Origin of the sequence: Methylobacterium sp. 77, assembly GCF_000372825.1 — a bacterium.
GTDB lineage: Bacteria > Pseudomonadota > Alphaproteobacteria > Rhizobiales > Beijerinckiaceae > Methylobacterium.
Genome location: NZ_KB910516.1, coordinates 1,075,740 through 1,090,490 on the forward strand (window position 1 = coordinate 1,075,740; position 14,751 = coordinate 1,090,490).

At 67.1% G+C, this 14,751-nt stretch carries 15 protein-coding genes; 9 read left to right on the forward strand and 6 right to left on the reverse strand.

The window, feature by feature from the left end:
- Window positions 1-180: 180 nt before the first annotated feature.
- Window positions 181-2,490 (forward strand): GumC family protein, encoded by a 2,310-nt coding sequence (locus A3OK_RS0105005; protein WP_019903840.1) that lies wholly within the window; start codon window positions 181-183, stop codon window positions 2,488-2,490.
- Window positions 2,491-2,664: 174 nt separating this feature from the next.
- Here the strand turns inward: A3OK_RS0105005 and A3OK_RS0105010 are convergent, their stop codons facing one another.
- Window positions 2,665-3,930, reverse strand: coding sequence for a GNAT family N-acetyltransferase (locus tag A3OK_RS0105010; protein ID WP_036302573.1), 1,266 nt, complete (start codon window positions 3,928-3,930; stop codon window positions 2,665-2,667).
- A 190-nt stretch (window positions 3,931-4,120) separates the two neighbouring features.
- Here A3OK_RS0105010 and A3OK_RS0105015 point away from each other — a divergent pair, with 190 nt between their 5' ends.
- Window positions 4,121-5,185 (forward strand): polysaccharide deacetylase family protein, encoded by a 1,065-nt coding sequence (locus A3OK_RS0105015; RefSeq protein WP_019903842.1) that lies wholly within the window; start codon window positions 4,121-4,123, stop codon window positions 5,183-5,185.
- Window positions 5,186-5,224: 39 nt separating this feature from the next.
- Here the strand turns inward: A3OK_RS0105015 and A3OK_RS0105020 are convergent, their stop codons facing one another.
- The gene (locus A3OK_RS0105020) at window positions 5,225-5,638 is read right to left on the reverse strand and encodes a hypothetical protein (RefSeq protein ID WP_019903843.1); all 414 of its coding nucleotides are present in this window, start codon (window positions 5,636-5,638) and stop codon (window positions 5,225-5,227) included.
- Between the two features lie 102 nt (window positions 5,639-5,740).
- Window positions 5,741-5,959 (reverse strand): DUF2842 domain-containing protein, encoded by a 219-nt coding sequence (locus A3OK_RS0105025; RefSeq protein WP_019903844.1) that lies wholly within the window; start codon window positions 5,957-5,959, stop codon window positions 5,741-5,743.
- Between the two features lie 199 nt (window positions 5,960-6,158).
- Here A3OK_RS0105025 and A3OK_RS0105030 point away from each other — a divergent pair, with 199 nt between their 5' ends.
- From A3OK_RS0105030 to A3OK_RS0105040, 3 genes are all read left to right on the forward strand, one after another.
- Window positions 6,159-7,286, forward strand: a complete 1,128-nt coding sequence (locus A3OK_RS0105030; protein ID WP_019903845.1) for a COX15/CtaA family protein — start codon at window positions 6,159-6,161, stop codon at window positions 7,284-7,286.
- Window positions 7,287-7,390: 104 nt separating this feature from the next.
- The gene (locus A3OK_RS24525; RefSeq protein ID WP_245259314.1) at window positions 7,391-7,708 is read left to right on the forward strand and encodes a hypothetical protein; all 318 of its coding nucleotides are present in this window, start codon (window positions 7,391-7,393) and stop codon (window positions 7,706-7,708) included.
- 144 nt (window positions 7,709-7,852) lie between these two features.
- Entirely contained in the window at window positions 7,853-8,533 is a 681-nt protein-coding gene (locus A3OK_RS0105040; RefSeq protein ID WP_026596952.1) for a hemolysin III family protein, read from the forward strand.
- Between the two features lie 13 nt (window positions 8,534-8,546).
- Here A3OK_RS0105040 and A3OK_RS0105045 read toward each other — a convergent pair whose 3' ends face one another.
- A complete protein-coding gene (locus tag A3OK_RS0105045) occupies window positions 8,547-9,356 on the reverse strand; it encodes a GH25 family lysozyme (RefSeq protein WP_155912123.1) in 810 nt (269 codons plus the stop codon).
- A 265-nt stretch (window positions 9,357-9,621) separates the two neighbouring features.
- Here A3OK_RS0105045 and A3OK_RS0105050 point away from each other — a divergent pair, with 265 nt between their 5' ends.
- The 3 genes from A3OK_RS0105050 to A3OK_RS0105060 all read left to right on the forward strand — a co-directional run bounded on the left by A3OK_RS0105050 (window position 9,622) and on the right by A3OK_RS0105060 (window position 11,463).
- Window positions 9,622-10,065: a DUF488 domain-containing protein gene (locus tag A3OK_RS0105050; protein WP_026596953.1), complete on the forward strand. Its 444-nt coding sequence runs from the start codon at window positions 9,622-9,624 to the stop codon at window positions 10,063-10,065.
- Between the two features lie 127 nt (window positions 10,066-10,192).
- Window positions 10,193-10,924, forward strand: coding sequence for a LuxR family transcriptional regulator (locus tag A3OK_RS0105055; RefSeq protein WP_019903850.1), 732 nt, complete (start codon window positions 10,193-10,195; stop codon window positions 10,922-10,924).
- 62 nt (window positions 10,925-10,986) lie between these two features.
- Window positions 10,987-11,463, forward strand: a complete 477-nt coding sequence (locus A3OK_RS0105060; RefSeq protein WP_019903851.1) for a VOC family protein — start codon at window positions 10,987-10,989, stop codon at window positions 11,461-11,463.
- A gap of 20 nt (window positions 11,464-11,483) precedes the next feature.
- On the opposite strand, the gene A3OK_RS0105065 is transcribed toward A3OK_RS0105060, so the two are convergent.
- Both A3OK_RS0105065 and A3OK_RS0105070 read right to left on the reverse strand, forming a co-directional pair.
- Window positions 11,484-12,437 (reverse strand): DMT family transporter, encoded by a 954-nt coding sequence (locus tag A3OK_RS0105065; RefSeq protein ID WP_019903852.1) that lies wholly within the window; start codon window positions 12,435-12,437, stop codon window positions 11,484-11,486.
- A 112-nt stretch (window positions 12,438-12,549) separates the two neighbouring features.
- A complete protein-coding gene (locus A3OK_RS0105070; RefSeq protein WP_019903853.1) occupies window positions 12,550-13,479 on the reverse strand; it encodes an AlkA N-terminal domain-containing protein in 930 nt (309 codons plus the stop codon).
- A 215-nt stretch (window positions 13,480-13,694) separates the two neighbouring features.
- Between A3OK_RS0105070 and A3OK_RS0105075 the strand changes: the two genes are divergently transcribed.
- Window positions 13,695-14,750 (forward strand): efflux RND transporter periplasmic adaptor subunit, encoded by a 1,056-nt coding sequence (locus A3OK_RS0105075; RefSeq protein WP_155911954.1) that lies wholly within the window; start codon window positions 13,695-13,697, stop codon window positions 14,748-14,750.
- The last annotated feature ends 1 nt before the right edge of the window (window position 14,751 follow it).

A 14,751-nucleotide genomic window follows, 5' to 3' on the forward strand; every position in this document is an offset into this window, starting at 1 on the left:
TCCAAGCCGCTAAGAGCAAGTTTCTGCCCTTCGTCGTAGGATCATATGGTTAACGAAAGCTGATGCCCCGAAAGGAATGCGCTGTTCTGCGGTCGATCTTAACCGACGATCAATCTTAACGAGTTCTAGTCTTTCGGCAGGCGCTCGATGCGCTGTCCTGCCTTGCGTAAAGATCGTCTCATGCCCCGCTCGCAGCAGACCATGTCCCCCTTCGAGCCGATCCCGCAGCGGGACGAGGGCCTCGGCCTGTCCCAACTGTTCGGGCTCCTGGCGCGCTCTTGGCGCTGGATCGTCGTTCCGACAGTGGCGGCGGGGATCGGGGCCATCGTTTTCGTGCAGGTCGTGCCGCCCCGCTACACCGGCGAGGCGAAGATCCTGCTGGAAAGCCGCGATGCGGCCTTCACCCGCTCCGCACAGGAACGCAGCGATCAGCCCCTGGCCATCGACGATCAGGCGGTGGCGAGCCAGGTCCAGGTGGTGATGTCCCGTGATATCGCACGGGAGGCGATCCGCCGGCTGAAACTCGTCGGCAATGCCGAATTCGATCCCGAGGTCGACGGCATCGGCCCGGTCCAGCGCGTCCTGATGATGATCGGTCTCGGCAAGAACCCGATGGAGCGCCCCCCCGAAGACCGGGTGCTCGACACCTATTTCGACCGCCTCCTGGTCTACCCGGCCGGCAAGTCCCGCATCCTGACCGTCGAGTTCCGATCGCGTGATCCCGAACTGGCCGCCAAGGCCGCGAACACCATCGCGGAACTCTACATCGCCTCGCTGGAATCGGCGAAGGTGGACACCGCCCGCTATGCCTCGACCTGGCTCGGCGGCAACATCGATACCCTCCGCACCCGCGTGTCGGAGGCCGAGGCGAAGGTCGAGACCTTCCGCGCCCGCAACGGATTGATCGGCGCCGGCGGCAGCACCAGCCAGCCTCTCGGCACCCAGCAGCTCAGCGAATTATCGAGCCAGCTCTCGCAGGCCCGAACCGTCAAGGCCGACCTGACCAGCCGGGCCAAGCTCATCCGCGAGATGATCAAGGACGGTCGCGCCTTCGAGATTCCGGATGTCGCCAACAACGAGGTCATCCGGCGTACGGTCGAGCAGCGCATCACCATGCGCGGACAGCTCGCCCTCGAATCGCGCACGCTGATGCCGGCCCATCCCCGCATCAAGGAGTTGACGGCGCAGATCTCGGACCTCGACGCGCAGATCAAGGCCACCGCCGACCGGGTGGTGCGGACGATGGAGAACGATGCCCGCATCGCCGAGGCCCGGGTCGACAGCCTCACCGCCGCCGTCGACGCGCAGCGCGACATCGTCTCGAAGGGCAATTCCAGCGAGGTCCAGTTGCGTGCCCTCGAGCGCGAGGCGAAAGCCCAGCGCGACCAGCTCGAATCCTATCTCTCGCGCTACCGCGAGGCCTCGGCACGCGACGCCGAGAGCGCGGCGCCCGCCGATGCCCGCGTGGTCTCGCGCGCCGTGGTGCCCCAGGTCCCGTCCTTCCCGAAGAAGCTGCCCATCGTGGCGCTCGCCATGGTGATGACGATGCTGCTCGCCATGGGCGGGGTGGTGGCGCGCCATCTCCTCAGCGATCCCGACAACACCCGCCGCAGGCGCCGCACCGGCCCTGATGAGCAGACCACTGAGCCTGCTCCCTTCACCTTCCCGGAAGCATCCGTGGCCATGTCGCGGACCAGCACGGCCGCCTCTGTCTACGAGGCTCCGCTGACCGCGAGCGTCGTCGTCTCTCCCGTCGGCACCCCGCTCGCCTCTGTTTCGATGCCGGACGTCGCGCCGCCTTCGGCGCAGGCGGACGTGGAGACGGAAGATGCGGAGACGACAACGGACGGCCCGAGCCGGACGGGCGCGTCCAACCACGACCTCCAGGCGCTGATCCGGCGTTTGCGCGAGCGCAACGGCCGCAATGGCGGAAGCATCCTGGTGGCGGAGACCGACATGGCCGCCGACCGGCAACTCGCCATGGTCCTGGCGGAGGCTCTGGCCGCGAACGGGCGTATCCTGTTCGTGGACGTCAATGGCCCGGCCTGCGCTTCGGACGATGCCGGCCTCACCGACCTTGTCGCGGGCGAGGCGGCCTTCCTCGACGTGATCCGGTCGGTATCCTCGGTTCGCCGACTCCACGTCATCCCGCGCGGCTTCGTCGATTGCGATATCCTCACGGAAGAGCCCGAGGCCTTGGCCATCGCCCTCGATGCCCTGGCCCAGAGCTACGACTGGGTCGTCTATCGCCTGGGCGAGGCCCATTCACCTGAGGCGCGCGACCTGCTGGCAGCGATGGCGGGCCGGATGAAAGCCGTCGTCATTGCGTCGGACAAGGCGCCCGACGATGCCGAACTCGTCATGCTCTACACCTTCGCCGAGCAGGCGGGTGTCGCTTCCGTTCTCGTCGCCGGCGAGCAGGCATCCATCGCCGTCGAAGACATTGCGGAAAAAACTTCGGAGACGGGTCTCAGGCTTTCGGCGGCGTGACGTGACGGCGCTTTTCTCGCCCCAAGGCTCATGCGTCGAGGAAGATAGACGACCTAAGCCTCTGATCCAGATGCATTTTATGAACGTACGAAGATAACTTCCTTGCGGGCACAGCCGAGTTGGCTACGCCCGCCCCTGGATGCCTTGCCTGGATGCCTTGCGCCGGCGGTACCGCTAGATCTTGATCTCGCCGGCCGTCTGCCCTTGCCGGGTCGAGCGTCGAACCGCTTTCTGAACCGCCTTCGCGAGGCGTGCCAATCGCTCGCTGCGCTTGATCCGGCGCTTGAGCCGGGTGGCGGCGATGGCCGGAATGGCGAAGAGATGGCCGCGCAGAGTGACGGCGATGGTCACCTCGCCGAGCTGGATCGTCTCGTCGCAGATATTCGCCTTGTAGCGGGCTTCCCCGACGCCGAGATCGAAGCTGCGACGGCCGCGTTCGGTCTGGTCGCGGATGAGGTGATGCAGCAGGATGTCGCCGGGGCTCGACCGACCGACGACGGGATCCTGGTCGAAGGAGGTCATCATGCCGCTGTAGCGCACATCGCTCACGGCTCCGGCGAAGGTCGCGAACACGCGACCGCTGTTGCATGCCACGAGGGCGGAGACCTCGATCGCGGCACCGCGGACTTCGCTCGGGTCGTCATGCCGGCAAGCGCCGGCAGCGATGAAGCGGCGGATCGCCTCGTCGGCATAGGGATTGGCGATGTCCATGGCCGCGAACCGCGAGGCCTTCTGCGCGAAGAACGCGGAGAGATAGGACGTCACCTCCTCGACAGTGGAGGCGACGCGATACTCCACCGGGCCGAAGGCCTCGATCAGCTTCTTCTCCTTCGAACGCATTTTCTTGCGCGCGTCGGCGCTGAAGACGCGTTTGGCGGTGGTATCCGGGTCGGGACCGAGAATCAGGCCGTAGGCGTCGCTGGCCGCGGGCGCGGCACGAAGGCTCAGGGGGTTGGCGGCCCCATCCCAGAACCGCGGCTGATGCCCGAGCAGGTAGACATCGATGCCGGCCTCCCGACCGATGCGGCGCAGGATCTCGACGAGGTCCTCGGCACGCATGGACGCCGCCTCACGGGAGGCGAACATCGGCATGTGGTAATTCGCATGTTTGCAGCCGATCACCCGCGCGACCCGGACGCCGCGCTCCCGTGCGACCTGAAGGGGGAGAATCACGCGCGGGCGTCCTCCCGCATCGCGCAGGACGACGATACGCAGGGACTTGTCCTGTTCCGACGCCGTGCAGCCGAGCTTCGCCGCCACGAAGGCCGAGGCCCAGTCGAACCGCTGATAGGGGGTCGCCAACGCGGCAGGGTCGCTCTCCACGCTACGCCAGAGTGCCTCGACGCTCGCCAGATCGCGGAACACCTCCGGAAACAGCTGCCCCCGGACACGCTCCTGGATCATGCCCGCTCCGGTGAGATCGTGAGCAAGAACCGCCATCACCGCCTCCTCTGGCATCGGCCCGCGCGAGCGCAAGGCACGAGCCTCTCTCGTCAGCACCTAGCGCTTCAGCTCCTTAAGCGCCGGTGACGATGGGGAACGGCAAGACATCATCTCGCGGTGTGGGTAACGAAACCTTGCAGGTTGATGATCGAAGTTGATTCGATCTCGCCCTTCTCCAGTCAGGTCCATGCCTTCGCCCGATCTCCGTCACCGCCTGTTCGATGCGGGCTTCCGCGCCATCGCCGGCTCGGGTGCCGATCGCTGGCTGAAGGGGATCGCGCGAGGGAGCGGACTCATCCTGACATTCCACCATGTCGATCCGGAACCTGCGAAAGCCTACGCGCCCAACGCCATCCTCACGATCACGCCGGACTTCCTCGACGAGGTGCTGCTCACACTGGAAGCGAAGGGATTCGACGTCGTCGGCCTCGATTCCGTGCCGGAGAGGCTTGCCCGCCCCACCAGCGATAAGCCCTTCGCCGTCCTGACTTTCGACGACGGCTACCGCGACAACGCACGATATGCCGTCCCCATCCTGAGGCGGCACCGCGTCCCCTGGACCCTGTTCGTCACGAGCGACTTCACCGAGGGGCGGGGGCGATTGTGGTGGATCGAACTCGAACGCGCGATCGGTCGCCTCGACCGGGTGAGGGTGACCCTGGATGGAGCCGTCTCCCTCGATCTGCCCGCCGCCACAGCGGATGAGAAGACGGCCGCCTTCGCCACGCTCTATCGACGCCTGCGCACCGGACCGGAGGAGCGCCTGCTCGCCACCATCGCCGAACTTTGCGACGAGGCCGGCATCGGGGCAGGGCGGGTGGCGGACGAACTCTGCCTGACCCGGCAAGAGCTGCGCAGCCTCGCCGCCGATCCGGACCTGACGATCGGCGCCCATACCATCGCCCATCCGATGCTGGCGAAGTACGATGAGGACCGCGTGCGCTGGGAGATCGGGGAGGGCAGGGCGCGGATCGAGCAGATAATCGGGCGGCCGGTCCGGCACCTATCCTATCCCGTTGGCGATCCGACCTCGGCCGGTGGACGGGAATTCGGAATCGCCCGCGAACTCGGTTTCGACACGGCCGTGACCACCCGGCCTGGTCACCTGTTCCCTGGTCATGTCGACCATCTTCATGCCCTGCCGCGGGTCTCGGCAAATGGGCTCCATCAATCGAGGGCGGCGCTCGGCGCACTGCTGTCGGGTGTTCCGTTCCTCGCCTGGAATCGCGGTCGACGCCTCAACGTGGTGTGAGCCCACCTCGGACTGGCTGCCGCTTCCCCAACGGAGCGGTCAGTGCCGCCTGCGACGGCGATAGGAGCGGGTTTCGCTCGCACCGACACTGAAACTGGCGCTCTGGCGACCGTGACGGGTGTAGCGCCCGCGCCTGCCGCGCTGCCCCCTACCGGCCTCCTGCGCAGGCTCCTCGGCCATGGGCATAGCCTCGGCGCTGCCGGGCGGGATGGCGGCCAGAGCCGTCGCCACGGAGGAGGATGCCGATCCGCCGCTGCCCTCTCCGCCGCCGCCGACATTCTTGGCGGCCGGCCCGAACATCGCGAGGCACTGGTTATAGGCGAGATCGTTCTTGAGGCGCTCGCATTCGGACATCGAGCGCGGCGCGCCCTGCGCCGAGGCCGGGGCGACGAGGACCGGGATGACGGTGCAGCCGAGGCCTACGAGCAGGAAGGACGCGAGCAATCGGTTCATGGGTCGGCGGATCTCGGCCTGGATCTGACGGAATATCGAAACGCAGCCAAGCCAGTGACGGCCGAGTGCGGCGAAATCCCGGCGTCAGGGAAAATCCCGGTCTCAGGTCCCCCCGTCGACGTCCTTTCGCTCCATCCAGCGGATCAGGGGCATCAGCGGGAAGATCCAGGCGATGCCGAGGAAGGCGTATAAGATCGCCTGCACCACCGGCGGCGTCTGCGAGATGCGGCTGTCGGCCAGTGCCATGGCGAGCGGCGCATAGAGCGCGACGAAGGCGAGCATGCCGATCGTGCCGAGCAGCGTGCGGGTGCGGCGGCGCATGGGCGCTCTCCTGGAAAAGGCCTACTTCCCGACGGGGAAGTCGCCGCCGGGGTTAGGCCGACGGCCCAGGCAAGGCAATTGCCGCTCGCGCCGCATCCTGCCCCTCTGCGGCCGTGAGGGACGTTGCTCCCGTGCGCCCTTCATGCGTATCGCAGGGGAACCTCACCTTGCCCCGACACGCCACGCGAGCCCCACCGCGATGCCTTCACGCGATATCATCACCACCGCACCGAGCCGCTCCAAGCGCCCGGTCCGCATCTGGCTCTACACGCTGGCCGTCCTCGTCGTCGCAATGGTCGCCGTCGGGGGGGCCACCCGCCTCACGGGATCGGGGCTGTCGATCACCGAATGGCGCCCGGTGACCGGCGTGGTGCCCCCGGTCTCCGAACAGGCCTGGGCCGCGGAATTCGACAAGTACAAGGACACGCCGCAATACCGGATCCTCAACCAGGGCATGGGGTTGTCGGACTTCAAGGTGATCTACGCCTGGGAGTGGAGCCACCGCCTGCTCGGACGCGTCCTCGGCCTCGCCTTCTTCGTGCCCCTCCTCGTGTTCTGGCGGCGTGGCCTCATCGACCGGCGCCTCGGATACGGCCTCCTCGGCCTCGGCGCCCTCGGCGGCCTTCAGGGGACGATCGGCTGGATCATGGTCGCTTCCGGCCTCCAGCCCGGCATGACGGCTGTGGCGCCACTGAAGCTCGCCCTCCATCTCACCACCGCGAGTTTGATCCTGGCCGGACTCGTCTGGCTGGCCGCCGGCTTACGGGCCGGGTCATCCGAGCCTGCACCAGGGCGGCTGAGGTTGACGGCAGGCCTGCTACCGATCCTCGTCCTGCTCCAGATCGCCCTCGGAGGCCTCGTCGCCGGGTCGAAAGCCGGGCTCGTGCACAACACATGGCCGGACATGGATGGCGTCCTCGTGCCTGGAGCCTCCGAACTCTTCGCCGTTAGCCCGTGGATCGAGAACTTCGTCGACAACGTCACACTGGTTCAGTTCAACCACCGCCTGATGGCTTATTGTCTCATCGCCTTCGCCCTCTTCCATGCCATCGACGCACGCAGGCAACTGCCGGCAAGCGGGACAGCGCGTCGCGCGGCCGGTATCGCAGGCCTGACCCTGGCGCAGGCTGGACTGGGCATCGTCACCCTTCTGCTGGCAGTGCCGCTCTGGGCGGGGCTGGCGCATCAGGTCTTCGCGATGGCGGTCCTGATGATGGCGACCGTCCATGCACGGCTCAGTCGCGGCACACCCCTGCAAACGGAGTCATCGCACACGGCTGTCACCGCCGCTTTCGGGTTCGAAGGCCTGACCGGTCGAAGCGCCTAGACGACCGCCTGCATGGCTTGCCTCACTGCGATGCACGAAGGCCGGCGCAGGTTGGCCGACGGCTTGCGACGCTCCGACAACCATCGACGATTCGCCCTCCGACCATGTTTCGCTGCACCGCAGCGAAACCAAGCTTGGGTTTGAACCGTTACCGGCATGTCGAGCGCGGCGCGCATGCGTTGCCCGGCATCGTCCAACCAGAACCGAAAGGCCACCTCCATATGCACGACCAACGCCTCGTGTCGGAAGAGCAGGTATCCGTGGAGCGCGACGGTATGCGCCAACAGACGCTCGTCGATTCGTTGCGCGCGGAGGGTAAGCGCGATCGGCGGACGCGCCGGGTCGTCTTCGGTCTCACCGGCCTTCTCGGCGCGGCATGGGCCGTCGTTCTGGCGAGTCGTTTCACGAGCTTTTCATTTTGAGGACCGGCGCGTACCGAGGACGTGAAGGGTCACCGACAAGCGTCGATTCACCACGCCCGGCGCTTGCGCAGCCTACGCAGTCCAAACACGGAACGACTCCGGCTTTCGTCGCTTAAGCTTCGACAGACAAGTTCGGAGTCAGCGATGTTTCTGGCTGAGGACGGTAGACCCATCGGACTGACCTGGAACTACACTCGAAAAGAGCTAATGGCGGACGCCGCCATCCATTATGCCGGCGTCGCATTCGGTGTCGCGGGCGCCATCGCCATCGTGATGCTCGCGGCAATGGCGCCGCTGAACTGGACCGAGCGCGCTGCGGTGGTGGTCTATGCCGCCGCACTGGTCTCGATGCTCGGGGTCTCGGCCACCTACAACATGTGGCCGGTCGGACGTCGGAAGTGGATCCTGCGCCGGGCCGACCACGCCATCATCTACCTTATGATCGCTGGCACCTATACGCCCCTCGTCGCCCTCGTCGGACGCGGATCGACGGCCTGGATCCTACTTGCTGTGATCTGGGTGCTGGCGGGCATCGGTATCGCCCTGAAGCTCCTCATGCCCGGACGCTTCGACCGGGCCGCGATCGGCCTCTACCTGCTGCTCGGCTGGAGTGGCGTCGCCACTTACGAATCGGTCATCGGAGCCCTCAATACCGAGGCCCTCTGGCTGCTCGCGATCGGCGGCGTGCTCTACTCGGCCGGCGTCGTCTTCCACGTCTGGCGCAGCCTGCCTTACCAGAACGCCATCTGGCACGCCTTCGTCCTGGCCGCGACGGCCTGCCATTACGGCACCGTCCTCACCAGCGTCATCGACGCGGGCCGATAGACCCGCGCTCCGTTCACTTCTCGGTGCAGAGCCCCTGTCCGGCGAGGCGGGTGTGGTCGCGCGGGTCGCAATCGGTGGAGAGGAACGAGGCCCATTCGGCCGTCGAGCCATAGAAGGCGTTCCGATCGACATCGCCGCGCACGCCCGGAACCCGGCCCGTCGAGGTGAACTGCCACAGCATCCACCGGCGCTTGGCGAAACGCTGCTCCGGCTCGGCCGCCGTCGACCGGACCCAGTGCGGGTAGTCGGGCAGCTCGTCCTCGAGCACGTCCTTATGGAAGGTGATGTCGGTATAGATGATCGGACGCTTGCCGGTGTAGCGCTCCATCTCGTCGAGCATGTAGCGCATCATCGCCAGCGCCTGGGCCTTCGGCAGCTTCTTCGGGCAGAGCTGCGAATGGCCGTTCCACTCCACGTCGAGGACGGGGGGCAGGGCCGTCGGATCGTTGGGCACGTTCTTCTTGAACCACTCCATCTGGTCCTGGGCCGAGCGGCACCAGAACACGAAATGGTAGGCCCCGCGCGGCACGCCCGCCTTGGCGGCCCCGTCCCAGTTGGCGCGGAACCGCTCGTCCACGTGGTCGCCGCCTTCCGTCGCCTTGATGAAAGCGAACTGTGTGCCGGCTCCCCGCACCGAGGCCCAATCGATCGGGCCCTGCCATTTCGAGATGTCGATGCCCTGGATCGGATGCTGCTTGGCGCGCGCGACACCCGGATGGGGCTTCACGTCACCCTTCGTCGGGTAGAAGTCACTGTTGTTTCCGGCACATGCGGCGAGAGTCGCCAGCAGCGCAGCGGTCAGCGAACGCTTTGCCCAGCGCATCGCCGTGCCCCGTGGCGTCGCGGTCAGGTTTGTCGGGTCGATTCCGTTCTTCAGCGACATCGATACCCGGCCCACCGTCTCTCACGCGCTACGCTAATGGCTAAGGGATGACCCCCGTGCGGTTAACAGAGCTTTGACGGCAATGCGGCGGAATTCCGTAAGTCGTTGCGCGAGAGCCACATAGCGTGCATTCCGGCGCTTTCGCCGCAGGTTTGCGTTCGATGCTAAGTTACGAGCGGATATGCCGTTTCGAGGGGAGGGGAGACTGGGCAAGGTTTTGTTCACCATCGGCTACGAAGGGCTCGATTCCGAGCGTTTCGTCACGACCCTGAAGGATGCCGGCGTGGCGACACTGGCCGACATCCGCGCGGTCGCGAACTCGCGCAAGCGGGGTTTCTCGAAGAATGCCCTGAAGACCAGCCTGGAAGAGGCGGGGCTCACCTATGCGCATGCAAGGGAACTCGGCACGCCCAAGGCCGGGCGCGAGGCGGCCCGCGCCCATGACGCGGCCTTGATGCGCCGGATCTACTGCGAGGAGGTGCTCGACACCGCCGATGGCGGCCTCGCCCTGGACGCCCTGCGCGAACTCGCGTCGCGGGCGCCTACCTGCCTCCTGTGTTTCGAGCGTGACCCGGAGCGGTGCCACCGCCGTGTCCTGGCCGAAAGGCTGGAAGCGAGAGGGTTCGCGGTGATCGACCTGTTCGGATGACGGGGTCCACAAACCCGATCGTGCAAAATCGATCACTCCTGGAGAATTGATTGACAATCTAGAGTTCGCTCGCTCACATGCTGTTCGGTCACGGCCAAGTGATCGGCCTCTCCCGGCGAGAACGCGGTTGACGCGCAAATCCCTCGATCAGACTCTCGGTTTCCTGCGCTCCCTCGACCGGACCGCGAGCGGCGAGGACGTCGCCAGAGTTCTGCTCGCAGAACTGGCGGATCTCGGCGTCGCCCATATCATGGCGGCCACCGTGCCGGCCCAGGGCACGCCCGCTCGCCAACAGCGCGGCCACGTCCTCCTCAACACCTTCCCGATGGAATGGGGCCGGCGCTACATGATGCGCGGCTATGCCTTTCACGATCCCACGGTCCGGCGTCTCGGCCACTCGACGGCGCCCTTCGCCTGGAGTGACGCCACCGAACAGCATGCCGATGATCCGCTGGCACGCAAGGTGATGGACGAGGCGGCGGATTTTCGTCTGTGCGACGGCCTGACCATCCCGTTGATGACCCTGGACGGCGAGACCGCCGGGTTCAGCGTTTCGGGCGAGCGCCTCGCCATCGATCCGGCCGACCGGGGCATGCTCCAGTTGATCGCCACCTACGCGTTCGGTCACCTTCTGCTGCTGAATGGCCAGAGCCCGGCGGCGACCGCGCGCCTCGCCCCACGCGAGCGCGAGGCGCTGCAATGGGCGGCGGAGGGCAAGACCGACTGGGAGATCGGCGAGGTGATGGGCATCTCGACCCACGGCGTCGATTTTCATCTGCGCTCGGCCCGCGCCAAGCTCGGCACCGCCAACCGCACTCAGGCCGTCGCCATCGCCCTGCGACGAGGGCTCATCATCTAGTGGGATCGGGTCTGGGCATTTGATATCCTTCCGCAAGCTCGGTTTCGCGGGAGGCGTCGACGATGTCGAAGGTCAGCACCTGTTTGTGGTTCGGGAAGGACATCGAGGCGGCCGTCGGCCTCTACGTCTCTCTCGTACCCGATTCGCGGATCGACCACGTCCAGCGCTCACCGGGGCCGTGGCCGGGTGGGGAGACGGGTGATGCGCTACTGGTCGCCTTTACCCTCGGCGGGCAGAGCTTCCAGGCGCTGAACGGAGGCGCCCAAGCCGATTACGGGATGGCGGCCTCCATCTCGGTGGCTTGCGCTGATCAGGTCGAGGTCGACCGGCTATGGACGGGCCTCACCGCGGATGGCGGGTCCGAGATCATGTGCGGCTGGCTCCGGGACAAGTGGGGAGTGCCCTGGCAGATTGTCCCGACAATCCTGCCGCGGCTCCTGGCGGATCCCGATCCCGCCGTGGCGCGCCGCGTTTTCTCCGCCATGCAGGACATGGTGAAGCTCGACATCGCCACGCTGGAAAACGCGGCCGCCGGCTGAGGCCGACCGGGCATCCGCCCTCACTTGGCCCCCACCCCGCCGGGACGTTCGCGGCGACCGAAGCGCTCGGCGATGACGATGCCACCGAGCACCAGGCCGAGGGCCAGGGCCTGATACCATTGGAAGGGTTCGCCGACGACGAGGATGGCGAGGCCGGAGCCGAAGATCGGCACGAGGTTCACGAACACCCCGGCCCGATTCGGCCCGATCAGCTCGACACCCCGCATGAACGAGAGTTGGGCGATGAGGGATGGCCCGAGCGCCACGAAGGCGACGATGGCCCAGCCCTGCGTCGTCGGCCAGATCAGGTGGCCGGCGGCCTGCTCGACGACGAGCGCGGGGAGGGAGGTCACGAAGGCGGCCAAAGCCATCGCCGAGAAGAAGGTCAGGCCGGACATCTTGGGCCGGTCGGCGAGGGCGACGGTGTAGCCGGCATAGAGCAGGCAGGCTCCGAGCATCAGCATGTCGCCGACGTTGAAGGACAGCGTCGACAGGATGTGCCAGTCCCCATGCGTCGCCGCCACGCCTGCGCCGCCGAGGGTGATGACGACGCCGAGACCCTGCGCTCCGGTGACGGCGACGCGGTGCACGATGTAATTCAGCAGGATGACGAGGACCGGGATCGCACCCTGGAACAGGGCGACGTTGACGCCGGTCGTGTAGATGCCGGCTGCGTAGAACAGGCTCGCATAGGCAGTGTAGCCGCAGGCCCCCATCAGCAGGACGTAGCGCCAGTGCCGCGCGATCAGGTGGCGCTCGGCCACGATTCCGCGCCAGGCGGGCCAAGCCAGCGCGAGGCAGGCGAAGGCCCAGCGCAGGCAGGTGAGCACCTGGGGCGAGACCTCCCCGACGGCCCATTTGCCCGCGACCACGTTGCCGCCCCAGAGCAGCGTCGTGAACAGGAGGAGCGGGTAGGCGGCAGCGGCAGCGCGGGTCTCGATGGCCGGGCCGGGTATGGCGGACGGAGAGGTCATGATGCCTTCGCGGTGTTGTCTCGCATGCGGTAGCCCCGGCGTTCTTCTGTCCCGCCAAGGCAAGGATGAGCAAGGCCGCGGACCACAGGTCTGCGCATCGCAGTGCCCGCAATCATGCCGGGCGGGGAGGGCCGCTTCTGGCGGCGGGGGGGAGGGCGGCCGCGATCCGCGCTGCGTCGCTCGCCCAAAGGTGCATGGCGGCATAGCCCCGCCACGGGCGCCAGGCTTCGGCCCGAGCGAGCAGTTGCACCGATGTCGGACGCCCCGTGCCGGTATCGAGGGACCTGAGCAACGCGAGGTCGGCCGCCGGCAGCGCATCCGGCTCGCGCAAGGCTCGCAGGGCGATGTATTGCGCCGTCCACTCGCCGATGCCGCTCAAGGTTTTGAGGGCAGCCACCGCTGCGTCGAGTCCCCTTCCCCCGTCGAACAGCCGAGGGTTCGCCTGGGCCTCTGCGGCGAGCGCGTTGATCGCCCTGCCGCGTGCGCCCGGCATGCCGAGGGTCGCGGCTACCTCGGCCTCGCGCAATTGACCCGGCGTCGGGAACAGATGGGTCAGGCCCGCGACGGCCCGCTCCGGCGCCAAAGGTTCACCGAAGGCGGAAACCAGGCGGCCGGCGAGGCGGGTGGCGGCATTCACCGAGACCTGTTGCCCGAGGATGGCGCGAACCGCGAGCTCGAATCCGTTCCAGGCGCCCGGAACCCGTAGGCCCGGTCGTTCGGCGACGAGGCGTGCGAGGTCGGGATCGCGCGAGAGCGCGGCCGCGATGACGACCGGATCGGCATCGAGATCGAACATCGGCCTCAGCCGGGCGAGAATCTGCGGCACGATGGCCGGATCGGGATGATCGATCGCGGCCACGAGGACATCGCCCTGCCCCGGAGCCAGGGAGAACGTGCCGCACCGGCCGGAGAGGAAGACGGTCCGCGCATAGGTTTCACCCGTCACGACCTCGACACCGGGAATGGCCCGGCCGCCGAAATAGGCCAGGGTCGCGGGCCAATCGTAGGGTGGTAGGTAGGGCAAGGAGATGGTGCGGTTCACGATGAGCTTCGGCCTCCCCAGAAATCGCGAGCCTGGAGCCCTTGCCGGCCCGGGGCTGGGAAGCCGCGGGCTTCCCGATGGACCATAGGACACCATCAGCCAGGACTGGATAATTCGGCACGGCCAGTATCGAGTTGCCGAGCGGCACTATATCCGTTCCTGAGAACATGCGGCCTTCGACCGCGAGGCCGGGGAGGGCGGTTCTGGTGTCGTGGGTGCGCGTTCTCTTGTTTGCCGGCGTGGTGGCCGGCATCGGCGTCTACGCGGCGAGCGAAACCGGCACGGCCCTGATCGCCGAATTGCGTGAGCGGATCGTGCCCGGAACGCCGGCCCATCGCCATCTCCCGGCCCAGCGTACCGCGATCGAGGACGGGCGAACCGTAGTCCGGTTGAAGCCGGAGGAGCGCGAACGGCTCGGCATCGCGACGCAGGTTCGCACCTCCGCTGCCCACCGCGAAGAGCTCCAGGCCTATGGCAGCGTCCTCGACGTCGCCAGGGTCACCGACCTGACCAATTCCTATGCCAGCGCCAGGGCGCAGCTGCAGACCGCCCAGGCCCGCGTCGAGGTCTCGCGTAATGCGTTCCAACGCGCGAAGAACCTCGGCCCCTACGCCACCACGGTTCAGGTCGAGACCACCGAGGGCACCTTCCAGACCGATCAAGCCGCGCTGGCGGCGGCCGAATCGCAGGTCCGTACCCTCGCGGCCACCGCTCAGCAGGAATGGGGTCCGGTGATCGGCCGGGCCATCGTCGAGCGCTCGCCTGCGATCACTCGTCTGATCGAACGCGTCGATTTCCTGGTCCAAGTGACGCTGCCGCCGGGCGAGAGCATCAAGGGACAGCCCTCCGCCGCCTTCGCCGAGGTGCCGCCGCAAAGCGTGCGCATCGCGCTGCGCTACATCTCTCCGGCCACCCGCACCGACCAGCGCATCCAGGGCCTGAGCTTCTTCTATACGGTGCCCGGCGACAGCGGCTTCCTGCCCGGCATGAGCATGCTCGCCTTCCTCGCTTCGGACCGGACCGTCACCGGCATTAGTGTGCCGGAGGATGCCGTGGTGCATTGGCAGGGCGGCACCTGGATCTACCGGGCGGTGGCGCCCAACGCCTTCGCCCGCCACGCCCTCAAGTCCGACCCGCCGATGTCGGCGGACGCCTATGTGGTGGAGGATCTGCCCGGCGAGACCGAGATCGTGCTCACCGGTGCGCAGGCTCTCCTGTCGGAGGAGATGAAGAGCCTGCTTTCGGTCTCCGGCGGCGTGGACGACGATTGAC